The sequence below is a fragment of the Stenotrophomonas sp. Steno-Z1 genome (assembly GCF_056393175.1).
The window spans coordinates 123,142-143,816 of sequence record NZ_JBWJPB010000006.1; the positions used below are offsets into that span (position 1 = coordinate 123,142).

Here is a 20,675-nt window from a genome sequence, read left to right on the forward strand (position 1 = left end):
AAAGAGGGCCCAGGAGCTGGTCCGGGATGTGAACGAACAGCAGACGTTGGACTACTGCAACAACGAGGTCCAACGGCTCGTGATCGCCGCGACGGGGGATTTCAATGCTTATGAATGGCGCGGCCTAGGGCCGCAGCAGCAGCCGCAGGTCCTCGCCGACCTGACGCTGGTCGACCACGCGCAGACGGCGCTGCTGGTCCATCGCATGGATGCCCAGCCCGGACAGCAGCGGCAGGCCATGCTCGCCGAGCACCGTGGGCGCCTGGTAGAGCAGCAGCTCATCGACCCAGCCACCGGCCAGCAGCGCGCCGGCCAGGGTAGCGCCGGTTTCGGTGTGCACCTCATTGATGCCACGCTCGGCGAGCAGGCGCAGCACCGCGCCCAGGTCCAGGCGGCCGTCCTGGCTGGGCACGCTGGCAAACTCGGCGTCGGCCGCGTCCGGCGGGCTCACCGACGCATCGTGCACGTACAACGTCGGGGCCCCGCCTTCGCGCACGCGCGCGCACTCCAGCGAGCGCAACCGCGTATCGAGCACCACGCGCAGCGGCGGCAGCACCTCGGTGTCGGGCAAACGCACGGTCAGCATCGGGTCGTCGGCCAGCACCGTGTCGGCGCCGGTCAGGATCGCGCCGGCACGCGCACGCCAGTGCTGCACGTCCTCGCGCGCGGCCGCGCCGGTGATCCATTTGGAGCGGCCATCGGCCATCGCGGTGCGGCCGTCCAGGCTGGCGGCGAGCTTGACCCGCAGCCACGGCCGGCCGCGCTCGATGCGCGACAGGAAGCCGCGGTTGAGTTCGCGCGCCTGCGCTCCCATCAGTCCTTCCCCCACCGCGATGCCGGCCTCGCGCAGCAGCACGAAGCCGCCGCCATCCACCTTCGGGAACGGATCGCGCATCGCCGCGACCACGCGACCCACGCCGGCCTCGATCAGCGCCAGCGCGCACGGCGGGGTGCGGCCATGGTGCGCGCAGGGTTCCAGGGTGACGTAGGCGGTGGCGCCGCGCGCGCGCGCGCCGGCCTGGCGCAGCGCGAACACCTCCGCATGCGGCCCGCCGGTGCGCTGGTGCCAGCCCTCGCCCACCACCTCCTGGCCCTGGGCGATCACGCAACCGACCATCGGATTGGGCCGTGCGGTGTACGCCGCGCGTTCGGCCAGGCGCAGCGCGTGCGCCATGTGCAGGTGGTCGAGGGCGGAGAAGTCGGTCATGGCAACGGGAATCCGGCGGCAGGCATGCAGCGCAGATGGTAGCCCGGCAAGGGTGGCCGCGACGCGGCCGGGTTCAGCCCTTTTTCTTCTTGGTCAGCGCGATCACGTCGCCCAGCAGTTGCAGCTGTTCGGTGCTGGAGGGCAGTTCGCGCTCCAGCTTTTCGATCTCTTCGCGGAAATCGGCCACGTCTTCGAAGCTGCGATAGACCGAGGCGAAGCGCACGTAGCCGACATGGTCGAGCTTGCGCAGTTCGTTCATCACGAACTCGCCGACCTTGATCGAGGGGATTTCACGTTCGCCGCAGATCCGCGCCTGCTGCATCACCGCGCGCACCGCCAGCTCGATCTTGTCTTCGGGCACCGGGCGCTTCTGCAGCGCGCGGTCGAAGCCGCTGCGGACCTTGCGCGAATCGAATGCTTCACGACTGCCGTCGCTCTTGACGATGGCGGGCAGCTTGAGTTCGATCGTTTCCAGCGTGCTGAAGCGTTCGTTGCAGGCCTCGCACTCACGCCGACGCCGGATCGTCGCCCCGTCTTCAGAGACGCGCGAATCGATCACACGGGTATCGGCATGCTGGCAGAACGGACAGTACATGGAACGCCTTGCATCAGGAAAACGTCGTGCCGTGGTCACGGCAGCGTCGCAACGGTACCTGAGAGGGACCGGCTACAGCAAATGGCAGGGCCGAAGGCCAGCCCCGCCTAGGCGGCCCGCCGACGCAGCCAGACCAGGTGCGCCGCGCAGGAGAGCAGCGGAATGCCGGGCAGCAGCAGGATCAGGGCAACCGCCCGCTGGGGCGCCCCGGCGACCTCCACGGGGAACAGCGCCTGCAACAGGCCCAGCCAGGTCGCGGCTGTCGCCACGATGCCGACCCGCAGGCCGGCCCATCCCGCCGGGCACGCCCGCAGCGCCTCGGCACCCCCGCGCCACCAGCGCAGGGCCAGCGCGGACCACGCAACAACGATGAGGCCGACGCTGGCGAACCAGGCCATCGCCCAGCCAGGCACATCGCCCGGCCCACCATACTGATGCAGCACGTCGCGCAGACACAGCCCGACCCCCACCGCGACCGCCACGGCATGCGGGACGCCAACCAACCCCAGGTGCAGCAGCAGCGCGCGCTGCTGCCGGTGTGGCGGCACCATCCGCTCAGCTGCCCCGGGTCCGACGCAGTTGCACCAGCCGGGCGGCGGGCAACGCCATCGGCGGCCCGGCCAGCAGCAGGACCAGCCCCAGCGGGCTCTCGGTGGCGTGCCAGACCGCCATCCCCACCACCGGCACCGACGCCAGCATCCCCAGCCACAGCGCGGCCCACGCCCAGCGGCCACTCGCGCGCAGCCCGTCGCGGCCGTGACGCAGATAACAGCCACTCAACCACAGCCAGCCCGCGATCCCGATCAGGCCGGCCGCCCCCCAGCCGCCCAGCAACAACCGGGAGGCGCGGTCCAGGTAGGCCGGCTCAACGAAGGCGACCCACACCCCGATCACCGCCAGGGTGCCGCCCCCGGCCATCCCGAGGATGCCGGTGACCAGGGCCAGCACGGCGTAGGTACGCCGTTGCCGGCCCTCGTCCATGTCAGCCGTAAACCGGGTACTTGCGGCACTGCGCGCTGACCGCCTCGCGGACGCGGGCGATCACGGCCTCATCGGCCGGGGCGTCGAGCACGTCGGCGATCCAGTTGGCCAGGTCCACGCAGTCCTGCTCGAGGTAGCCGCGGGTGGTCACCGCCGGGGTGCCCAGGCGCAGGCCCGAGGTCACGAACGGCGAGCGCGGGTCGTTGGGCACCGAGTTCTTGTTGACGGTGATGTGGGCCTGGCCGAGCGCGGCTTCCGCGTCCTTGCCGGACACGTCCTTGCCGATCATGTCGACCAGCATCAGGTGGTTGCGGGTGCCGCCGGAGACGATCTTGTAGCCGCGCGCGATCAGGGTGTCGGCCATCGCCTGGGCATTCTTGACCACCTGCTGCTGGTAGGCCTTGAAGCCCGGCTCCAGCGCTTCCTTGAACGCCACGGCCTTGCCGGCGATGACGTGCATCAGCGGGCCGCCCTGGATGCCCGGGAACACGATGGACTGCAGCTTCTTCTGCAGTTCTTCGCTGGCGCCCTTGGCGATGATGATGCCGCCGCGCGGGCCGCGCAGGGTCTTGTGGGTGGTCGAGGTGACCACGTGGGCGTGCGGCAGCGGGCTCGGGTAGACGCCGGCCGCGACCAGGCCGGCGACGTGGGCCATGTCCACGAACAGGTAGGCACCGACCTTGTCGGCGATGGCGCGGAAGCGCGCCCAGTCCACCACCTGCGAGTAGGCAGAGAAGCCGGCGACGACCATCTTCGGCTTGTGCTCGACGGCCAGGCGCTCGACTTCGTCATAGTCGATCAGGCCGGCCTCGTCCACGCCGTACTGCACGGCGTTGAACAGCTTGCCCGACGCATTGACCTTGGCGCCGTGGGTGAGGTGCCCGCCGTGGGCCAGCGACATGCCCAGGATGGTGTCGCCCGGCTGCAGCAGCGCGAAGTACACCGCCTGGTTGGCCTGCGAACCGCTGTGCGGCTGCACGTTGGCGTAGTCGGCATCGAACAGCTGCTTGAGGCGGTCGATGGCCAGCTGCTCGGCGATGTCCACGTACTCGCAGCCACCGTAGTAGCGCTTGCCCGGATAGCCTTCGGCGTATTTGTTGGTGAGCTGGCTGCCCTGCGCTTCCATCACCGCCGGGCTGGTGTAGTTCTCGCTGGCGATCAGCTCGACGTGGTCTTCCTGGCGCTGGGTTTCGGCGGCGATGGCCTTGGCCAGTTCGGGATCGTAGGTTTCGATGCGGACGTCACGCGGGAACATCGGTTACTCCAGGCAGGTGAGAGAAGCGATAAGCGGTTCATTGTAAGCCCGACGACCGGGACTGGCCCCTGCCGGCAGGCACGGGCGCGATCATCGAACCGGCGCGCCCAGATGCACGATCTGAGATGGCGTTCCTTGAATTGTTCAGATTAATTCATTTCAAACGCTAAAGTCGTTCAGCCAACAGCCGATACCGCCGACTCAGATCAAAACAGGGGTTGGCTGTGAATCATGTTTACCGCGTGGTCTTCAACCACGCGCTCAAGTGCGTCCAGGTGGTATCCGAATTCGCCCGCGGCGGCCGTGCGCCGGCCCGTGCCGGCGCGCGCCGCGCGCCGCGCCTGGCGCCGCTGTTCAGCGGCATCGCGCTGGCCTGCGCGGCCCCGGCCGCGATGGCCGGCGTCAACGGCTGGAACGAGTGGCGCGCCTCGATCGACAACAATTGGGGCACGGGCGGCAACTGGGAATTCGGCGAGCCCACCGCCGGCTCGGTGGCCGCCTACATCGACGGCAGCCGCACGGCGGTGGTGTCCCAGCCTGGCGAGCAGACCGACCACCTGCACGTCGGCTATGCCAGCCGCGGCGATCTGTCGGTCCTGGGCGGCGGCACGCTGACCTCGGGGACCATCTTCGTTGGCACCGGTGACGGCGGTACCGCTGCCACCGCCGACGGGCGGGTGCTGATCTCCGGCGCCGGGTCGACCTGGACCTCGCTCACCACCCTCGGTGTCGGCCACCTCGGCCGGGGCCTGGTCGACATCGACAACGGCGGCACGCTGTCGATCGGCCTGGATTCCTACATCGGCGCCGGCATCAGCGGCGTGGGCGCGATCAACGTCAGCGGCGCGCAGTCGCTGTTCCGCACCGATCGCAACCTGCTGCTGGGCAACCAGGGCAATGGCACGGTGCGCATCCTCGATGGGGCGCAGATGACCAGCCTCGCCGGCTTCGTCGGCAACACCGACACCGGCGTGGGCCTGGCCGAGATCTCCGGCACTGGCAGCCGGTGGGTGAACACCGACGTGCTCAACATCGGCCAGCTCGGCAAGGGCACGGTCAGGGTCGAAGACGGCGCCAGCGTGGAAGTGGGCGGCGCGCTGTACATCGGCAACCAGGCACTCTCGGCGAGCAACCGCTCGCGCGGCGACCTGCTGGTCTCCGGCACCGACGCGCGTTTTGTCCAGACGGGTAGCGTCGCGGTGATCGGCAACGCGGGCGTTGGCGCGATCGAGGTCTCCGACGGCGGCGCGGTCAGCCTGGGCGCCACCACGTTCGGCCTGGCCGGCAGCGGCGTCGGCACCGCCTGGGTGACCGGCACGGGCTCGCGCCTGGAGGTGGCGTCGCTGCGGATCGGCGTGGATGGCTGGGGGCGCGTGGATATCGCCGACAGTGCCACGGCAACCGTGCGCGGCAACATCCTGCTGGGCAGCAACGCCTCGGGCGTCGGCACCCTGGTGGTCGGCCCGCAGGCGGTGCTGGCGGTCGGCGGCGCGCTGCCGGCCAGCATCACCACCGGCAACGGCACCGGCACCCTCGAACTGGGCGGCGGCACCCTGCGTGCCAACAGCGTGCTGCGCGTGGACAGCAACGTGCTGCTGGCGGCCGATTCGACCGTGGAGACGGTCAACAACGTACTCATGCAGCGCGCCATCAGTGGCACCGGCCAGCTGCGCAAGACCGGCGCCGGCAGCCTCACGGTGAGCGCCGACAGCAGTGGCTGGAGCGGCGGCACGCTGGTCGATGCCGGCACCCTGGCGGTGTATGGCAGCAAGGCGCTGGGCACCGGCCTGGTGGCCTTGGCCGACGCGACGCGCCTGGAACTGGGGGATGCGGTGGTGCTGGACAACAGCGTGCAGCTGCGCGGCGAGGTGGCCGTGTCCGTCGGTACCGGCAGCAGCGCCACGCTGGCCGGCGGGCTCAGTGCCGGCAGCGGCGGCGTGCTGGTCAAGACCGATGGCGGCCAGCTGGTGCTGGCGGGCAGCGCCTACAGCGGCGCCACCCGCGTGGACGATGGCCGCGTGCTGGCCACCGGCAATGCCCTGCCCACCGGCAACATCGCGATCGGCAGCACCGGCACGTTCCAGATCGACACCACCCGCGTGCTGCAGTACGCCGGGCAGCTCAGCGGCACCGGCACCTTCGCCCAGGGACGCCACTGGCTGACCCTGAGCGGCGACAGCAGCGCCTTTGCCGGTACCACCGTGGTCGACCAGGGCCGGTTGATGGTGGACGGCGCACTCGGCGGGCAGGTGAACCTGGACAACGGCGCCTACCTGGCCGGCAGCGGCCGCGTGGGCAGCGTGCACCTGCGTTCGGGCAGCGTGCTGGACCCGGGCCCGAACAGCGCCGTGGGCCGGCTGACCATCACCGGTGACCTGGTGTTCGATCCGAGCGCGACCTACCGCGTCCACGTCGCCGCCGATGGCAGCAGCGACCACGTGGACGTGGCGGGCGTGGCCACCCTGGGCGGTGCCGGCACCGTGGCGGTGGCGGCGGACGGTGACTGGAAGGTGTCCACCCGCTACACCGTGCTGAGCGCTGGCGACGGCGTTGCCGGCACGTTCGGCGGCGTCACCAGCAACTTCGCCTTCCTCGACCCGAGCCTGGCCTACGACGCCAGCAACGTCTACCTGACGATGGCACGCAACGACGTGTCGATGCCGGACGTCCAGCTGGCGTTCCCGGACGTGGTGGTCAACGACAACCAGAAGGCAGTGGCCGGTGCGGTGGAAGCCCTCGGCGAGGGCAACGCGGTGTATGACGCAGTGGTGCGCCTGGAGATTCCGCAGGTGGTGCCGGCCTTCGACAGCCTCAGCGGTGAAGTGCATTCGGCCAACCGCGGCGCGCTGCTGCAGAACCGGTTCCTGCACGACGGCATCGACCGGCACCTGGATGGCCTCGCGATGAGCGGCGGCATCGCCCCCGGCGTGCGCGTGTGGCTGGCCGGCAGCGGCGGCCAGCTGCACACGGACGCCACTGCGGCCAATGTCGGCACGCGCACGCAGCAGCACGGGCTGATGGCCGGTGCCGGCTGGCAGGTGGGCGAGTCGCTGCAGTTCGGCGTGGCCGCCGGCCAGCAGCAGCTGGACACCCGCCTGCGCGAGCGCGACGCACGCGCCGAGACCGATGCGACCGAGTACGGCGTCTACGCCGACTATGGCTGGCAGGGCCTGCGCCTGCGTGGCGGCGTGACCCGCGCCGATTACCGCACCGACAGCATGCGCACGGCCCAGATCGGCACGACGTTCGCCGAGTCGCTGTCGGCCCGCGAAGATGCCACCGCCACCACTGCTTTCGTGCGTGCCGGTTGGACGTTCGGCGGACCGCGTGTGCAGCTGACGCCGGAAATCGAGCTGGCCCAGGTGCGTCTGGAGAGCGATGGCAGCCAGGAACACGGTGGCCATAGCGCGCTGCAGATCGCCTCGGCCGATAGCCGTTACCGCACCGGTCTGGCGGCGTTGAAGGCCGACTGGGATATCAGCGGTGGCCTGCAGGACAAGGCGGTGGTGACCGCACGCGTGGGCTGGCAGTACGCCGACGGCGACCGTCTGCCGACGACCACGGCTCGCTTCGTGGAGGGCGCGCAGGAGTTCGGTATCGCCGGCGCGCCGCTGGCACGCAGCAGTGTGCTGGCCCAGCTCGGTGTCGCCGTGAGCCCGAGCGCCAACAGCCGCGTGTCGCTGCAGGTGCAGGGGCGCGATGGCGATGGCCAGCGCGACATGGGTGCCCAGCTGGACTGGTCGGTCGGCTTCTGATGTGAGGGGGACCCGGATGTGCCGGCCAATGGCCGGCACAGCCGGGAAAGGGCGCGCCTGCGGGCGCGCCCTTTTTTCTTTTCTCTCACTGGAGGGGAGCGTCGCGTTCCAAGGTCCGCAACACATGGCGCACCGCGTTACGTGGGGTCGCGCAGTCCAGGCGCCGTGGGGATCGGAGGGTGTCTCCGCTGGGGATGGTCGCGAGCCCGAGGGCCCCTTAGCGGCCGGTAGGCCCCTGGTGTAGTGTCCCCCGGCCGCGGAGCGGCCTCCTCCTTTATTTTGCCCAGGAGCCTACCGGCCGCAAAGGGGCTCGGCTGCGCCAGGCAGGTGGAAGCCAGGCTTTTCTGACGTCCGTCGGTGGGTCGGGCGCTGGGCCCCCATGCCCTTTCCGGCGAATGTCCCCCGGCCGCTGCGCGGCCTCCTCCTTTATTTCGCCTCCAAGGGCATGGGGGCCCAGCGCCCGACCCGCCGACGACCGCGTCTGGAGAGCCCCAACGCGCGCCTAGCGCAGCGAATGCGAACCGTTTTAGAGCGGGCTACGCGGCTCCACAACGAAATGCGGCGCCCCTGAGGGCGCCGCATGGGTTGGACAGAAACGGTGGGCTTACCGGCTGTTGATCACGTAGTCGGCGATGATGCCGGTGGCGATGGCGACCAGCAGCAGGTTGCCGCGGTCGTCGCGGATCCAGTGGTGGCCATACGGCGGACGACGCACCGAGTAGCGGTTGTAGTCGTTGACCACGTAGACCGGGCCCCGGTAGTACTCGTTGTAGCGGTGACCCCGCGCCCACCCGTAGCCGCGACCCGGGCCCGGGCGATAGACCACGCGCGGCGGCGGCGGTGCCGGGCGGTAATGGCCACGGTTGTCGTAGTAGCGACGATCGTGGTGCGCCTCGCGGCGGTCATCGCGCCAGTCGCGGCGGTCATGCCGGCGATCATGGCGGTCATCGTGGCGGTCGTGGCGGTCGTGCCCACGACCACGGTGGTCGTCATCGGCGAAGGCCGGTGCCACCGCGCCGAGGGCAAGCAGCGAGGCAACGGCCCCGACGACAAATCGATTCATGCGCATGATTGGCCTCGCTTGGTGGATTGATGGCTCCATCATGCGCACGGCATCTGAACGGTTTCCGGCTGGAAACGGTTTCCACTTCAAGGGCCTTGACGGCCCATTCAGGCCCCGGCAAGCCCCGCCCCATGGGCCGACCGGCGACTGTCATCGCTTCCGGCTATAATCGGGAGTACCCCTTTTATTCATCTGTTCCCGTTCCGCATGGAACGGGGGCAGGGTCGCGCCTTCGGAGACCTCATGTCCTCGCAATACATCTACACCATGAACCGCGTCAGCAAGGTGGTCCCGCCCAAGCGGCAGATCATCAAGGACATCTCGCTGTCGTTCTTCCCGGGTGCCAAGATCGGCCTGCTGGGCCTGAACGGCGCCGGCAAGTCCACGGTGCTCAAGATCATGGCCGGCGTGGATACCGACTTCGAGGGCGAAGCCCGCCCGCAGGCCGGCATCAAGGTCGGCTACCTGGCCCAGGAACCCGAGCTGGACCCGACCAAGACCGTGCGTGAAGCGGTCGAGGAAGGCGTGGGCGAAGTGCTGCAGGCCCAGGCCCAGCTCGACGCCGTCTACCTGGCCTACGCCGAGGAAGGCGCCGACTTCGACAAGCTGGCCAAGGAACAGGAGCGCCTGGAGGCGATCCTCGCCGCCGGCGACGCGCATACCCTGGAAAACCAGCTGGACGTGGCCGCCGATGCGCTGCGCCTGCCGCCGTGGGATGCCGTCATCGGCAAGCTCTCCGGTGGTGAAAAGCGCCGCGTGGCGCTGTGCCGCCTGCTGCTGCAGAAGCCGGACATGCTGCTGCTCGACGAACCGACCAACCACCTCGACGCCGAGTCCGTGGAGTGGCTGGAACAGTTCCTGGCGCGCTACACCGGCACCGTCGTGGCGGTCACCCATGATCGCTACTTCCTGGACAACGCCGCCGAGTGGATCCTGGAACTGGATCGCGGCCGCGGTATTCCGTGGAAGGGCAACTACACCGACTGGCTGATGCAGAAGGACGAGCGCCTGAAGCAGGAAGACAACCAGGAGAAGTCGCGCCAGAAGGCGATCCAGAAGGAACTGGAATGGTCGCGCCAGAATGCCAAGGGCGGCCGCACCAAGGGCAAGGCCCGTCTGGCCCGCCTGGAAGAGCTGCAGTCGGTGGACTACCAGAAGCGCAACGAAACGAACGAAATCTTCATCCCTCCGGGCGAGCGCCTGGGCAACTCGGTGATGGAGTTCAAGAACGTGTCCAAGAAGTTCGGCGACCGCCTGCTGTTCGACGAACTGAGCTTCCTGGTCCCGGCCGGCGCGATCGTGGGCATCATCGGCCCCAACGGTGCCGGTAAGTCGACCCTGTTCAAGATGATCACCGGCCAGGAAAAGCCGGATTCGGGCGAAATCACCGTCGGCCCGACCGTCAAGCTGTCCTACGTGGACCAGAGCCGCGATGCGCTGGAGGGCAACCACAACGTCTTCCAGGAAATCGCCGGCGGCCTGGACATCCTCAACATCAACGGCATCGAGATCCAGTCGCGCGCCTACATCGGCCGCTTCAACTTCAAGGGCCAGGACCAGCAGAAGCTGGTCGGTTCGCTGTCCGGTGGTGAGCGTGGCCGCCTGCACATGGCCAAGACCCTGCTGCAGGGTGGCAACGTGCTGCTGCTCGATGAACCGTCCAACGACCTGGACATCGAAACCCTGCGTGCGCTGGAAGATGCGCTGCTGGAGTTCCCCGGCAACACCTTCGTGATTTCGCATGACCGCTGGTTCCTGGATCGCATCGCGACCCACATCCTGGCGTTCGAAGGCGACTCGCACGTGGAGTTCTTCCAGGGCAACTACCGCGAGTACGAGGAAGACAAGCGCCGCCGCATGGGCGACGACGCCGCGCCGAAGCGCCTGCGCTTCAAGGCGCTGAAGTAACGGAACGAGAAACGGCCGCGCACTGCGCGGCCGTTTGCATTTGGGTAGGTCATGACCGTTGGTCATGACACAGGCGCGCACCGCGCGGCCGTTTGCATTCTGGCAGGTCACGACCGTGGGTCGTGACGCCTTATCGTCACGAGATTCCACCATGTCCCTCCCCGAGCGCCTGTTCCAGCTGCAGCAGCACGGCACCTCCGTGCGCACCGAAGTGCTGGCCGGCCTGACCACCTTCCTGACGATGTCCTACATCGTCTTCGTCAACCCGGACATCCTGGCCACCACCGGCATGGACCCGGGCGCGGTGTTCGTCGCCACCTGCCTGGCCGCGGCACTGGGCTCGCTGGTGATGGCGTTTGCGGCCAACTTCCCGGTCGGCATGGCCCCGGGCATGGGCTTGAACGCGTTCTTCGCCTTCACCGTGGTCGGCGCAGCCGGGCTGCCCTGGCAGCAGGCGTTGGCCGCCGTCTTCATTTCCGGGCTGGTGTTCCTGGCGCTGTCGCTGACCGGCGTGCGCGCCTGGCTGGTGGCCGGCATCCCCAGCTCGCTGCGTGCGGCGATCGTGGCCGGCATCGGCCTGTTCCTGGCGATCATCGCGCTGCAGAAATCCGGCGTGATCATCGCCAACACCGATACCCTGGTCGCGCTCGGGCCGCTCAACACCGCCCCGCCGCTGCTGGCCCTGGGCGGCTTCCTGCTGATCGCGATCCTGGAAGCGCGCAAGGTGCGCGGCGCGATCCTGATCGGCATCCTGGCCGTCACCGGCGCCGCATGGCTGCTGGGTGATGTGCAGTTCCATGGGCTGGTGTCGCTGCCGCCGAGCCTGGCCCCCACGTTCCTGCAGCTGGACCTGCCCGGCCTGCTGCACCACAACGGTGGCGCGCCGATCGCCGTGCTGCTGCAGGTGGTGCTGGTGTTCGTCCTGGTGGAGGTGTTCGATGCCACCGGCACGCTGTACGGCGTGGTCGGGCGGGCGGGCCTGTTGAAACTGCCGGGCGCGCAGAAGCGGTTCGGGCGCGCGTTGCTGGCCGACAGCACCGCGATCGTGGCCGGCTCGCTGCTGGGCACCAGCAGCACCACCGCCTTCGCCGAGAGCGCCTCGGGCGTACAGGCCGGTGGCCGCACCGGGTTGACCGCGCTGGTGGTCGCCGCGCTGTTCCTGGCCGCGCTGCTGTTCTCGCCGCTGGCGGCGATGGTGCCCGGCTATGCCACCGCCCCTGCCCTGCTGTTCGTGGCCGGGCTGATGCTGCGCGAGCTGGTGGACGTGGACTGGGGCGACCTGACCGAGTCGGTGCCGGCGGCGCTGTGCGCATTGGCGATGCCCTTCACCTATTCCATCGCCAATGGCCTGGCCTTCGGCTTCATTGCCTATGCGGTGCTCAAGGCCGGCACCGGCCGCTGGCGCGACGTGCATCCGGCGGTGTGGCTGGTGGCCGGCCTGTTCGTGCTGCGCTACGCGCTGGAGTAAGCGCCACGGTTCACCCCTCCGCAACGCGGCTCTGGGATGATGGCGGCATGAGCGATGCTTCCCTGCCAGCCGATCTTTCCTCGCCATTGCGTCGCCGCCTGTTGCGTGCGGCGCTGCTGGCGCCTGCGGTGGGCGCGTTGGCGGCCCTGCCCGGCTGCTCGATGCCGGTCCAGGTGGATGGCACCTTCCTGCAACCCTGGCGCAGCCACCTGGACTGGACGATGGTCGACTGGCAGCGTTCGATGCAGCTGGCCGGTCGCCTGGGATGCAAGAGGCTGGTGCTGCAGTGGGCCGGCATCCACGGCGCGCCGGAGGGCGATTGGCTGCTGCCGGACGCGGGCCTGCGGATGCTGTTCACCGCCGCGGGCGAAGCCGGCATCACGGTGCGGGTGGGCCTGCCGTTCGAGCAGTCGTGGTGGACGGCCATCGGCGGCGATGATGCCGCGCTGCAAGCGTTCTTCGCCGACAGCCTGGCGCGCGCGCAGCAGTGGCTGGCGCAGGCCCCATGGGCACGCCTGCAGGCGTTCGGTGGCTGGTACCTGCCCTACGAGATCGAGCAGTACCACTGGGCCGACCCGGCCCGCGTGCAATGGCTGGTGCAGTGGCTGCACGGCCTGCAGCAGGCCGCGCAGGCGCGCGGTGGCGACTGCGCGATGTCCACCTATTTCAGCCGGCTGCAGACCGAAGGCCGGCTGGAGACGGTGTGGGCCAGCGTGCTCGACCAGGTCCCGCTGCGGCCGATGGTGCAGGACGGCGTGGGCGTCGCCGGCGCTGGCAACGTGCAGGAACTGCGGCCGCTGCTGGCGCTGCTCAAGCAACGCGGCGTGGCCTTCGATGCGATCGTCGAGTTGTTCCGCGAACTACCGGGCGGAAACGCCGACGGTACCCAGTTCAAGGGTGAAACCGCCGACCCGGCGCGTATTGAACGGCAACTGGCTTGGGCGCGCGACAGCGGGGCCGAGCACGTGCTGGTGTATGCGCTGGACCCCTGGCTGTCGCAGGACACGCCGCAGGCCAAGGCATTGCGGCGTCACTGGGGCCTGTAAGGCCTGCCTCCGCCACCGACCGACGGTCGGTAGCGACAGGTTCGTGCCGTACGCGCGTTACAGCGTGCGGCCGATGATCTCGCGCAGGATCTCGCTGCTGCCGCCGAAGATGCGCAGCGCGCGTGCATCGGTCCAGGCGCGGCCGATGCCGTACTCGCTGCTGTAGCCGTAGCCGCCGTGCAGCTGCAGCAGGTCATCAAGCACCGTGCCCTGCAGTTCGGTGGCATTGAGCTTGGCCATCGCCGCCACCGTCGCATCCAGCCGGCCCTGCATCTGCTCGCCCAGGCACTGGTCGAGGAAACTGCGCAGCATCGCCAGTTTGGCAGCCGCATCGGCGAGCACGAAACGGGTGTTCTGGTGGTCGATCAGGAAGCGCCCGAATGCCTTGCGCTGGCGCACGTAGGCCACGGTCTCGGCGAGCATGCCTTCGGCCGAGGCCGCCGCACGCAGCGCGATGGCCAGGCGCTCGGCGGCCAGTTGTTCACCCAGGTAATCGAAGCCGCGCTGTTCTTCGCCCAGCAGGTGCGAGGCCGGCACCACGACGTTGTCGAAGAACAGTTCGCTGGTGTCCTGCGCATGCTGTCCGATCTTGGGCATCGGCGCGCCACGGGTGACGCCGGGCCACGCGGTATCCACGCAGAACAGGGTCAACCCGCGCGCACCCAGCTCCGGCGCGACGGTCGCCACCACCACCACCACGTCGGCATTGCTGCCGTTGGTGATCCAGGTCTTCTGGCCGTTCAGCAGGTAATGCTCGCCCTGGCGCTCGGCGCGGGTGCGGATCGCCTTGAGGTCGCTGCCGGCGCCGGGTTCGGTCATGGCAATGGCACCGATGGCCTCACCGCGGGCCATCGCCGGCAACCACGCATCGCGCACGACATCGCTGCCGTACTGCATCAGGTACGGCGCCACCATGTCCGAGTGGATCGAGAATCCGATGCCCAGGTAGTTCGCGCGCGCCAGTTCTTCGGTCACGCACGCGGCATGCCCGTAATCACCGCCGAGGCCATAAGGCTCGGGCAGCTGGCAGTTGAGCAGGCCGGCCTCGCCCGCTGCGCGCCACAGCGACCGCGGGGTGATGCCGTCGCGCTCCCACTGCGCGTAATGCGGCGAGATGTCGCTGTCGATGAAGCGACGCACCTGCGCGCGGAACAGGGCGTGGTCGTCGCGGAAAACGGAACGCTCGGACATGGGATCAGCGGCCCACCGCGTCGGTGCCACTGAGCTGGCCCTGCAGCACCGGGGCGGCCGCCGTGCCGGTCAGGAACAGGCTGTAGTGATCGCCGGGCTGTAGCGCCGGCAGCGCCAGCGGGGCGCTGTCCTTGTTGCCGCAGCCGGCTACCAGGCGCGCCTTGACCGGGTTGATGCCGCGCGCACTGCTGCTGCCGGCGGGCACCGCCGGGAACACCACCGGCCCCTTGTCGGCCATGGCCAGGCGGCCCTGCGTGCAGCCGCTGGCAAGATTGTAGAAACGGATCTCGGCCTTGAGCGCGTCGCTGGTGCCGCCGCCATCGGCCAACACCGCCAGCGGCTTGGTTGGCGTGGCGGCATCCAGCACCAGCGTGGTGAAGCTGCCGGCGGCGACCTGCGCCTGGCTGCGCGGCTTGCCGGCCACGCGCAGGTTGAACGGCTTGCCGCCTTCGACGATGGCGTAGCGGGTGGCGCGGGTGGCCGGGCCGATGCTCTGCTCGGCACCGTTGCCGACGGCAACCTTGAGCGCGGCGCTACCGGGATTCAACACGCGTACGAAGGCCGAGCCGGCCGGCGGCCGCGGCGCGTACAGCTGCGCGAGGCGGCCTTCCTGGCCCCCCTGCTGCGCGTAAGCGGCCAGCGGGGAAAGCACCAACAGGGCGGCGGTGAGCGGGATCAGGGTGCGCTTCATGGTCTGGGTTCCTGGCTGCGGAGCGTGCGCGCCAATGCATAGCGCTGCTCCAGTTGTCTGCGGTCGACCTTGTTGCTGTTGCCGGTGGGCAACGCATCCACGGCGATCAGTTCGGAGGGAATCATGTAGGGTGGGACGCGGCGGCCGAGCTGTTCCTTCCAGTCGTGCAACGCGGCGGGCAGCGGCTGCACCAGGCCTTCGCCGGGCTGGGCCAGTTCGACGAAGCCGATCATCCGCACCAGGCTGCCGTCGGGCCGGCGCAGCACCACCGCTGCACCCGCCACCACGCCGTCCAGCGTGGACAGCGAGGCATCCACTTCCGCCAGCTCGATGCGGTAGCCGTTGAGCTTGATCTGGTCGTCCCTGCGGCCGCGGAAGTACACGCGGCCCTGGTCGTCGAGATCGCCGAGGTCGCCACTGCGGTAGGCGCGCTTGCCGTGGTGGTCGAACAACACGCCTTCGTCCAGGTCCGGGCGGTCCAGATAGCCGCGCATGACGTGGTCGCCGGCCATGCAGATTTCGCCATCGTCGATGAAGACCTCGGCATACGGCTTGGCCACGCCGATCGGGAACGGGTTCGGGGCGGCCGCACGCAGCGCCGGGTCGATCTCCACCCAGGTGGTCGAGCAGGTGGCTTCGGTGGGGCCGTAGGAGTTGATGATGCGCGCCTGCGGGAAACGCACCCACAGTTCCTCGGCCACGCGCGGGGTGAGCGATTCGGCGCCGAACACGAAGACCTTCAGCGACGGCAGGTGCTCGGCGTTGAAGCGTGGGTTGAGCATCTGCTGGCGCACGAACGAGGGCGTGGAGGCCCACACCGCCACCGCCGAATGCCGCAGGTGCTCGACGAAACGCTCGCTGTCGGCGATCACCTCGCGCGGGCACAGCACGCAGCTGCCGCCCAGGCCGAGCGCACCGCACAGGTCGAACAGCGAGAAGTCGAAGCTGAAGAGCATCTGGTTGAGGAACGCCGGTGCTTCACCCAGCTGCAGGCAGTCGCGGATCCAGCCGGTGAACAGCGCCACGCTGTCGCGGCCGATCTGCACGCCCTTGGGGTCGCCGGTGCTGCCCGAGGTGAACATGATGTAGGCCAGCTCCGGCACGCGCAGCGCGCGCGGCGCATCGGCGCCAGGGCCGAAGGTGTCCGTGGCCGCATCGTAGATCGCCCCGGCATGGGTGAGCTGGGTGATGCGCTGCAGCCGCGCCGCCGGGTTGATGGTGTCCACCGGTACGTAGGTGACGCCCAGTTGCAGGCAGCCCAGCATGGCCACCACGAACGCGGACTGCTTGTGCCCGGAGATCACCAGCGCATGCCCCGGCTGCACGCCGGCCACCTGCGCGCGCACGATCCAGGCCTGGGTCGCCGCGTGCAGCGCGGCCCAGTCCAGGGTGCCATCGGCATCGTGCAGCGCCGGCGCGTGCGGCGCGCGGTCCAGCTCGACGAAGCGGCAGTGGTCGAAATCGAAGCGCATGCGGGCGGCTCCTGAAGAGGGGGAAGGCTCAGCGCTGGTGCGCGGCCACGTAGTCGGCCAGCACCTGCACCGAATCGACCAGCGCATCGATCTCATCGACCGGCAGGGTCACGCCGAGGCGGTCCTTGACCTCGACCATCAGCTGCACCTTGGACATCGAGTCGAACAGGGACTCCATGTATTCGTCCGGCTGCACGCGGGTGCCGATCACCGCTTCGACGATGTCGATCAACTGGGCCTGGAGGGTCTGGATATCCATCGGGTTCACCTTGTCAGAACTGGAAGTAGAGGAAACGGGATTCTTTGTGCAGGCTCAGCAGCGACAGGCCCAGCATCAGCAGCATCACCAGCAGCCATTGCCAGTTGGGCTGCCAGCGCATCCACGCGCGCGGGGCCGGGCTCGGCTTGGCCAGCGACGGGCCGTACACGCCCATGATCTGCTGCGCATTGGGTGCCAGCCAGACGATGGCCAGCAGCACCAGGATGTAGAGCAGCTGCACGTGGTGCCCGGCCAGCAGGCGCCAGCTGTCGCCCAGCCCCATGCCGCCAAGGTAGCCCAGGTTCTCCAGGCTTTCCCAACCACGCACGCCGAACATGGCCTGGACCAGCTCCCAGGCATCGTGCACGCCGTCGGCGCGGAAGAACGCCTGTGCCACCAGCACCGCGCCAAAGGTGAGCAACACGTAGCCGGCCTGCTGGTACCAGCGCAGCTGGCGCAGCGCGGCCGGCTTGCGGCCACCGACGAACACGCGCCAGGCATGGTTGATGGAGAGGTAGCCGGCATGCAGCAGGCCGAAGATCAGGAACTGCAGGCCGGCGCCATGCCAGATGCCGGCCAGGCCCATCGCCCACACCGTGGGCAGCACGATCATCGACAGGAAGCCGCCGGCCGAGGCCACCGCGGCCGGGCCGGTGGCGCGGCCGTGGCGGGTGCGCCAGCGGGTCACCGCCATCGCCACCGGGTAGTACAGGTAGGCGGTGATGTAGCGGGTGAGGGTCATGTGCCAGCGCGCCCAGAAGTCGATCACGCTGGTCGCCTTGTACGGCGAGTTGAAGTTGAGCGGGAAGCGGATGCCGAACATCCGCGCCAGGCCCAGCGCCATGTCCGAGTAACCGGAAAAATCGAAGTAGAGCTGCAACGCATAGCTGAGCGCGGTGGCCCAGGCCCCCCAGAACTGGACCTCGCCCGTGGACGCGAAGCCGGCATCGGCATACGGGGCGATGGTGTCGGCCAGCAGCACTTTCTTGGCCAGACCGATCACGAACAGCATGCCGCCCACCGAGAGGTTGTCGGCCTGGAAACGGTAGGTTTCGCGCTTGCTGAACTGCGGCATCATCTCCTTGTGGTGGAGGATGGGGCCGGCGATCAGGTGCGGGAAGAAGGTCACGAACAGCACGTAGCTGAGCGGGCTGCGGTCGTTGACCACGCCGGCACGGCAGTCGAGCAGGTAGCCGATCTGGGTGAAGGTGAAGAAGGAAATGCCCAGCGGCAGGATCAGCGCGTCCATCGGGCCGACGTTGAAACCCATCTCGCCGACGAAATTCACCATCGCCGCGAAGTACTTGTAGTGCACCAGCAGCAGCAGGTCGGCGGCCACGCCCAGCGCGGTGGCCAGCAGCTGCAGCCTGGGCCGCCTGGCCAGCGACAGGATCACCAGGCTGACCAGGTAATTGAACACGATCGAGCCGGACAGCAGGATCACGAACTGCGGGTTCCACCAGCCGTAGAACACGATCGAGGCCACGCACAGCCACAACGCGGCCAGCCGCGGTCGCACCGCACCCAGCGCGTAATGCACGCCCAGTGCGATCGGCAGGAACACCAGCAGGAACAGGAAGGAGTTGAAAAGCATCGTCCGTAGCGCTCAGTGGATCTCGGCCAGCGTTGCCTGCTCACCGTCGGTCAACGGCAAGGACAGGGCCATTTCGGAGAATTCCCAGACCACCAGCTTCACTGTCGATGGCCACTGCGCACGCTGCGGCCAGGCGGCCAGCAACGCGCCCGAGAACTGCCCACCATCCAGGCTCTGGTTCCACACTTCGCGCCCCAGCGCATGGCCCAGGCGCTCGGCAAACAGGCTGCGGCGGCCATTGGAGCTGCCCAGCAGCAGTACCTCCACCGGCGGGGTGTCATCGAGCAGGCCGCCGCTGCGCAGCGGGGTGATCACCTGCTCCGGCTCGCGGTCGAGCGCCGGGCGCCAGGCCGGCGGTGCCTTCTCCAATCCGGCCAGCACGATCAGGTCGCCCATGCGCGGTTTGGCTGCGCCCGGCGCGCCGACCTCGAAGGCCTGCCCGCCCGGCCCCCCCAACAAGGGCAGCGCAGCGGCGGCCACCGCGTCGGCCGCGCGCTGCGCGCCGAGCCGGTTCATGTGCACGTCGGTACGGAAGAACATGGGCGCGTCGGCGCCCTGCAGCACCGGGAGCAGGTCGGCCGACGGCACCTGGGCCGCCTGCAGTGCCTGCTGCCACTGGCCGAGCCGCGCGCGCATGTTCGCCGAATGCCGCAGCCCGCAGGTGTGCGCCTGTTCGACCCGCGACTTGTCCGGCACCACCACCACCAGCAACTGCACGCCCTGCGCCTTGAGCTGGGCCGACCAGTGCCGCATCAGGCGCACCCGCTGCTGGACGACCTGGTCGCCGGCACCCGGCTGCGGGCGCAGGCCGTCGCGATAGAACAGCCAGTCCGGGCACCCCAGTGCGACCTGCGGGCCAAGGTCGCCCAGCAGGCGATAGCGCACCGCCGCCGTGGCCAGGTCGGCCTGGGCCTGCACCGGCAGCTTGAGCGCTTCGTTGATCGCGCGGCCCGCCTCGCCATCGGCCCAGCGCGCCGGTGCCAGCGACGCCGCCGGAATCTTCGCCCTGCCCAGCATCCAGCCGCCAGCGAGCAGGCCGACCACCAGCAGCGCGATCACCACCACCGTCGTGGGCAGGTGGGCACGCGCCGGCGCGGCGGGGGGCAGGGGCGCGGGCGCGCCGGGACGAGCACTCATCGGGTTACTGCCCCAGTGCCTTGTTCAAGCGTGCGGTCCATTGCTGCGGGGTCATGATCGAGGCGTTGTCCCACTGGCCACGTGCATCCGGGCCCTGCACGTAGGACGGCTCGAACATCTGCCAGACCAGCACCTGCGGCTTGTGCGCGCGGAACTCGGGCGACTCCAGGTACTCCAGCAGCATCACCCAGTGGCCGACGTTGCCCGGCTTCCAGTTCACCGAGACCGGGCGGTCGAGCACGTTGGAGAGCTTCTGCGGGAAGCCGAAGTACGGCTGCACCATGCTGTGGCCGGTGACATGGACCGGCGCCGGCGCATCGTCCAGCAGCGACTGCTGCTCGGCCTGGCGGCGCACGGTGAAGGTGTCACGGCCAATGGACCTGCGCTGCTCTTCGGTGAGGAAGAGTTCGGCCAGGTCGCCGAAGCGGCGTTCCTTGATCTCGCTGCCCAGCGCCATCCCGGTGCCGGCCTCGCCCGCCAGGCTGGGCACCTGCTGGCGGATCTGCGCTGCCACGGCCGAGGCCACGGCGTCGGCCGCCGGTTGGGTCCAGTGCTGGTCGCTGCGGTAGAACACCTCCTGCCCGCCCTGTTTGACCTGGCGCAACACCTGCAACGCATCGACCGAGGGCACGCCGGAGGTTTCCAGCCCGTCATGGACCAGCGCATAGCGGCCGCGTACGGCCTCGCCCAAGCGCTTGCCGTCGGGCAGCTTGTCTTCGTAGAACAGGGCCTTGTCCGGCAGCACCAGCACCTCCAGCTTGACCCCGGCCGCGGCCAGCGCGGTGCGCGCCTCGGCGATCAGCTGGGTGTTGCGGGCAATCGCCGGCGCATCGACGTCGGTGAGGCTGCCCCACGCCGGGAACAGCCAGCCATCCTTGCCGATCAGCACGATCGAGGAGTCCTGGTTGGCCGCGCCGGCCGCCGCCGGCGGCGTCTGTGCGATCGCCGGTGCCGTGGCGCACAGCGCGCCGCACAGCGCGGCCAGCAACAGCGGCCGCAGGCGGGAGGGGCGGGCGGAGGATCGGGCGTGGGTCATCGTCGGGTCCTTTTCCT

Annotated in this window: 17 protein-coding genes; 4 read left to right on the forward strand and 13 right to left on the reverse strand. The window is 69.3% G+C overall.

Annotated features, from left to right (window positions below; genetic code table 11):
- Positions 1-124: 124 nt before the first annotated feature.
- From ribD to glyA, 5 genes are all read right to left on the reverse strand, one after another.
- Complete coding sequence (ribD, locus tag AC06FD_RS15665; RefSeq protein ID WP_478078299.1) at positions 125-1,207, reverse strand: bifunctional diaminohydroxyphosphoribosylaminopyrimidine deaminase/5-amino-6-(5-phosphoribosylamino)uracil reductase RibD; 1,083 nt, start codon at positions 1,205-1,207, stop codon at positions 125-127.
- A 73-nt stretch (positions 1,208-1,280) separates the two neighbouring features.
- Complete coding sequence (gene nrdR, locus AC06FD_RS15670) at positions 1,281-1,802, reverse strand: transcriptional regulator NrdR (RefSeq protein ID WP_259209293.1); 522 nt, start codon at positions 1,800-1,802, stop codon at positions 1,281-1,283.
- A gap of 107 nt (positions 1,803-1,909) precedes the next feature.
- On the reverse strand, positions 1,910-2,353 hold the full coding sequence (locus tag AC06FD_RS15675) for a hypothetical protein (RefSeq protein WP_478078300.1): 444 nt from the start codon (positions 2,351-2,353) through the stop codon (positions 1,910-1,912).
- Between the two features lie 4 nt (positions 2,354-2,357).
- The gene (locus AC06FD_RS15680; RefSeq protein WP_259209296.1) at positions 2,358-2,783 is read right to left on the reverse strand and encodes a hypothetical protein; all 426 of its coding nucleotides are present in this window, start codon (positions 2,781-2,783) and stop codon (positions 2,358-2,360) included.
- A gap of 1 nt (position 2,784) precedes the next feature.
- Positions 2,785-4,038 (reverse strand): serine hydroxymethyltransferase, encoded by a 1,254-nt coding sequence (glyA, locus tag AC06FD_RS15685; RefSeq protein WP_259209298.1) that lies wholly within the window; start codon positions 4,036-4,038, stop codon positions 2,785-2,787.
- Between the two features lie 224 nt (positions 4,039-4,262).
- Between glyA and AC06FD_RS15690 the strand changes: the two genes are divergently transcribed.
- The gene (locus tag AC06FD_RS15690) at positions 4,263-7,793 is read left to right on the forward strand and encodes an autotransporter outer membrane beta-barrel domain-containing protein (protein ID WP_478078301.1); all 3,531 of its coding nucleotides are present in this window, start codon (positions 4,263-4,265) and stop codon (positions 7,791-7,793) included.
- 604 nt (positions 7,794-8,397) lie between these two features.
- Here AC06FD_RS15690 and AC06FD_RS15695 read toward each other — a convergent pair.
- A complete protein-coding gene (locus AC06FD_RS15695; protein WP_259206952.1) occupies positions 8,398-8,862 on the reverse strand; it encodes an RcnB family protein in 465 nt (154 codons plus the stop codon).
- Positions 8,863-9,099: 237 nt separating this feature from the next.
- Here AC06FD_RS15695 and ettA point away from each other — a divergent pair, with 237 nt between their 5' ends.
- The 3 genes from ettA to AC06FD_RS15710 all read left to right on the forward strand — a co-directional run bounded on the left by ettA (position 9,100) and on the right by AC06FD_RS15710 (position 13,278).
- On the forward strand, positions 9,100-10,764 hold the full coding sequence (gene ettA / locus AC06FD_RS15700; RefSeq protein WP_259206955.1) for an energy-dependent translational throttle protein EttA: 1,665 nt from the start codon (positions 9,100-9,102) through the stop codon (positions 10,762-10,764).
- Between the two features lie 151 nt (positions 10,765-10,915).
- Positions 10,916-12,232: an NCS2 family permease gene (locus AC06FD_RS15705; protein ID WP_449335587.1), complete on the forward strand. Its 1,317-nt coding sequence runs from the start codon at positions 10,916-10,918 to the stop codon at positions 12,230-12,232.
- A 47-nt stretch (positions 12,233-12,279) separates the two neighbouring features.
- Positions 12,280-13,278, forward strand: coding sequence for a DUF4434 domain-containing protein (locus AC06FD_RS15710; protein ID WP_394163841.1), 999 nt, complete (start codon positions 12,280-12,282; stop codon positions 13,276-13,278).
- A gap of 57 nt (positions 13,279-13,335) precedes the next feature.
- On the opposite strand, the gene AC06FD_RS15715 is transcribed toward AC06FD_RS15710, so the two are convergent.
- Genes AC06FD_RS15715 through AC06FD_RS15745 form a run of 7 tightly spaced genes read right to left on the reverse strand, consistent with a single transcriptional unit; the run spans position 13,336 to position 20,658 of the window.
- Positions 13,336-14,469, reverse strand: coding sequence for an acyl-CoA dehydrogenase family protein (locus tag AC06FD_RS15715; RefSeq protein ID WP_478078302.1), 1,134 nt, complete (start codon positions 14,467-14,469; stop codon positions 13,336-13,338).
- A gap of 4 nt (positions 14,470-14,473) precedes the next feature.
- Positions 14,474-15,160: an alginate O-acetyltransferase AlgF gene (locus AC06FD_RS15720; protein WP_478078303.1), complete on the reverse strand. Its 687-nt coding sequence runs from the start codon at positions 15,158-15,160 to the stop codon at positions 14,474-14,476.
- Complete coding sequence (locus AC06FD_RS15725; protein ID WP_478078304.1) at positions 15,157-16,632, reverse strand: AMP-binding protein; 1,476 nt, start codon at positions 16,630-16,632, stop codon at positions 15,157-15,159. The genes AC06FD_RS15720 and AC06FD_RS15725 overlap by 4 nt, the downstream gene beginning before the upstream one ends.
- 28 nt (positions 16,633-16,660) lie before the next feature.
- Positions 16,661-16,891, reverse strand: a complete 231-nt coding sequence (locus tag AC06FD_RS15730; protein ID WP_038690541.1) for an acyl carrier protein — start codon at positions 16,889-16,891, stop codon at positions 16,661-16,663.
- A gap of 13 nt (positions 16,892-16,904) precedes the next feature.
- Positions 16,905-18,485, reverse strand: coding sequence for an MBOAT family O-acyltransferase (locus AC06FD_RS15735; RefSeq protein ID WP_478078305.1), 1,581 nt, complete (start codon positions 18,483-18,485; stop codon positions 16,905-16,907).
- Between the two features lie 12 nt (positions 18,486-18,497).
- Positions 18,498-19,622 carry an alginate O-acetyltransferase AlgX-related protein gene (locus tag AC06FD_RS15740; protein WP_478078306.1) on the reverse strand — a complete coding sequence of 375 codons (1,125 nt, stop codon included), beginning with the start codon at positions 19,620-19,622 and terminating at the stop codon, positions 18,498-18,500.
- Between the two features lie 4 nt (positions 19,623-19,626).
- Complete coding sequence (locus AC06FD_RS15745; RefSeq protein ID WP_478078307.1) at positions 19,627-20,658, reverse strand: alginate O-acetyltransferase AlgX-related protein; 1,032 nt, start codon at positions 20,656-20,658, stop codon at positions 19,627-19,629.
- Positions 20,659-20,675: the final 17 nt, after the last annotated feature.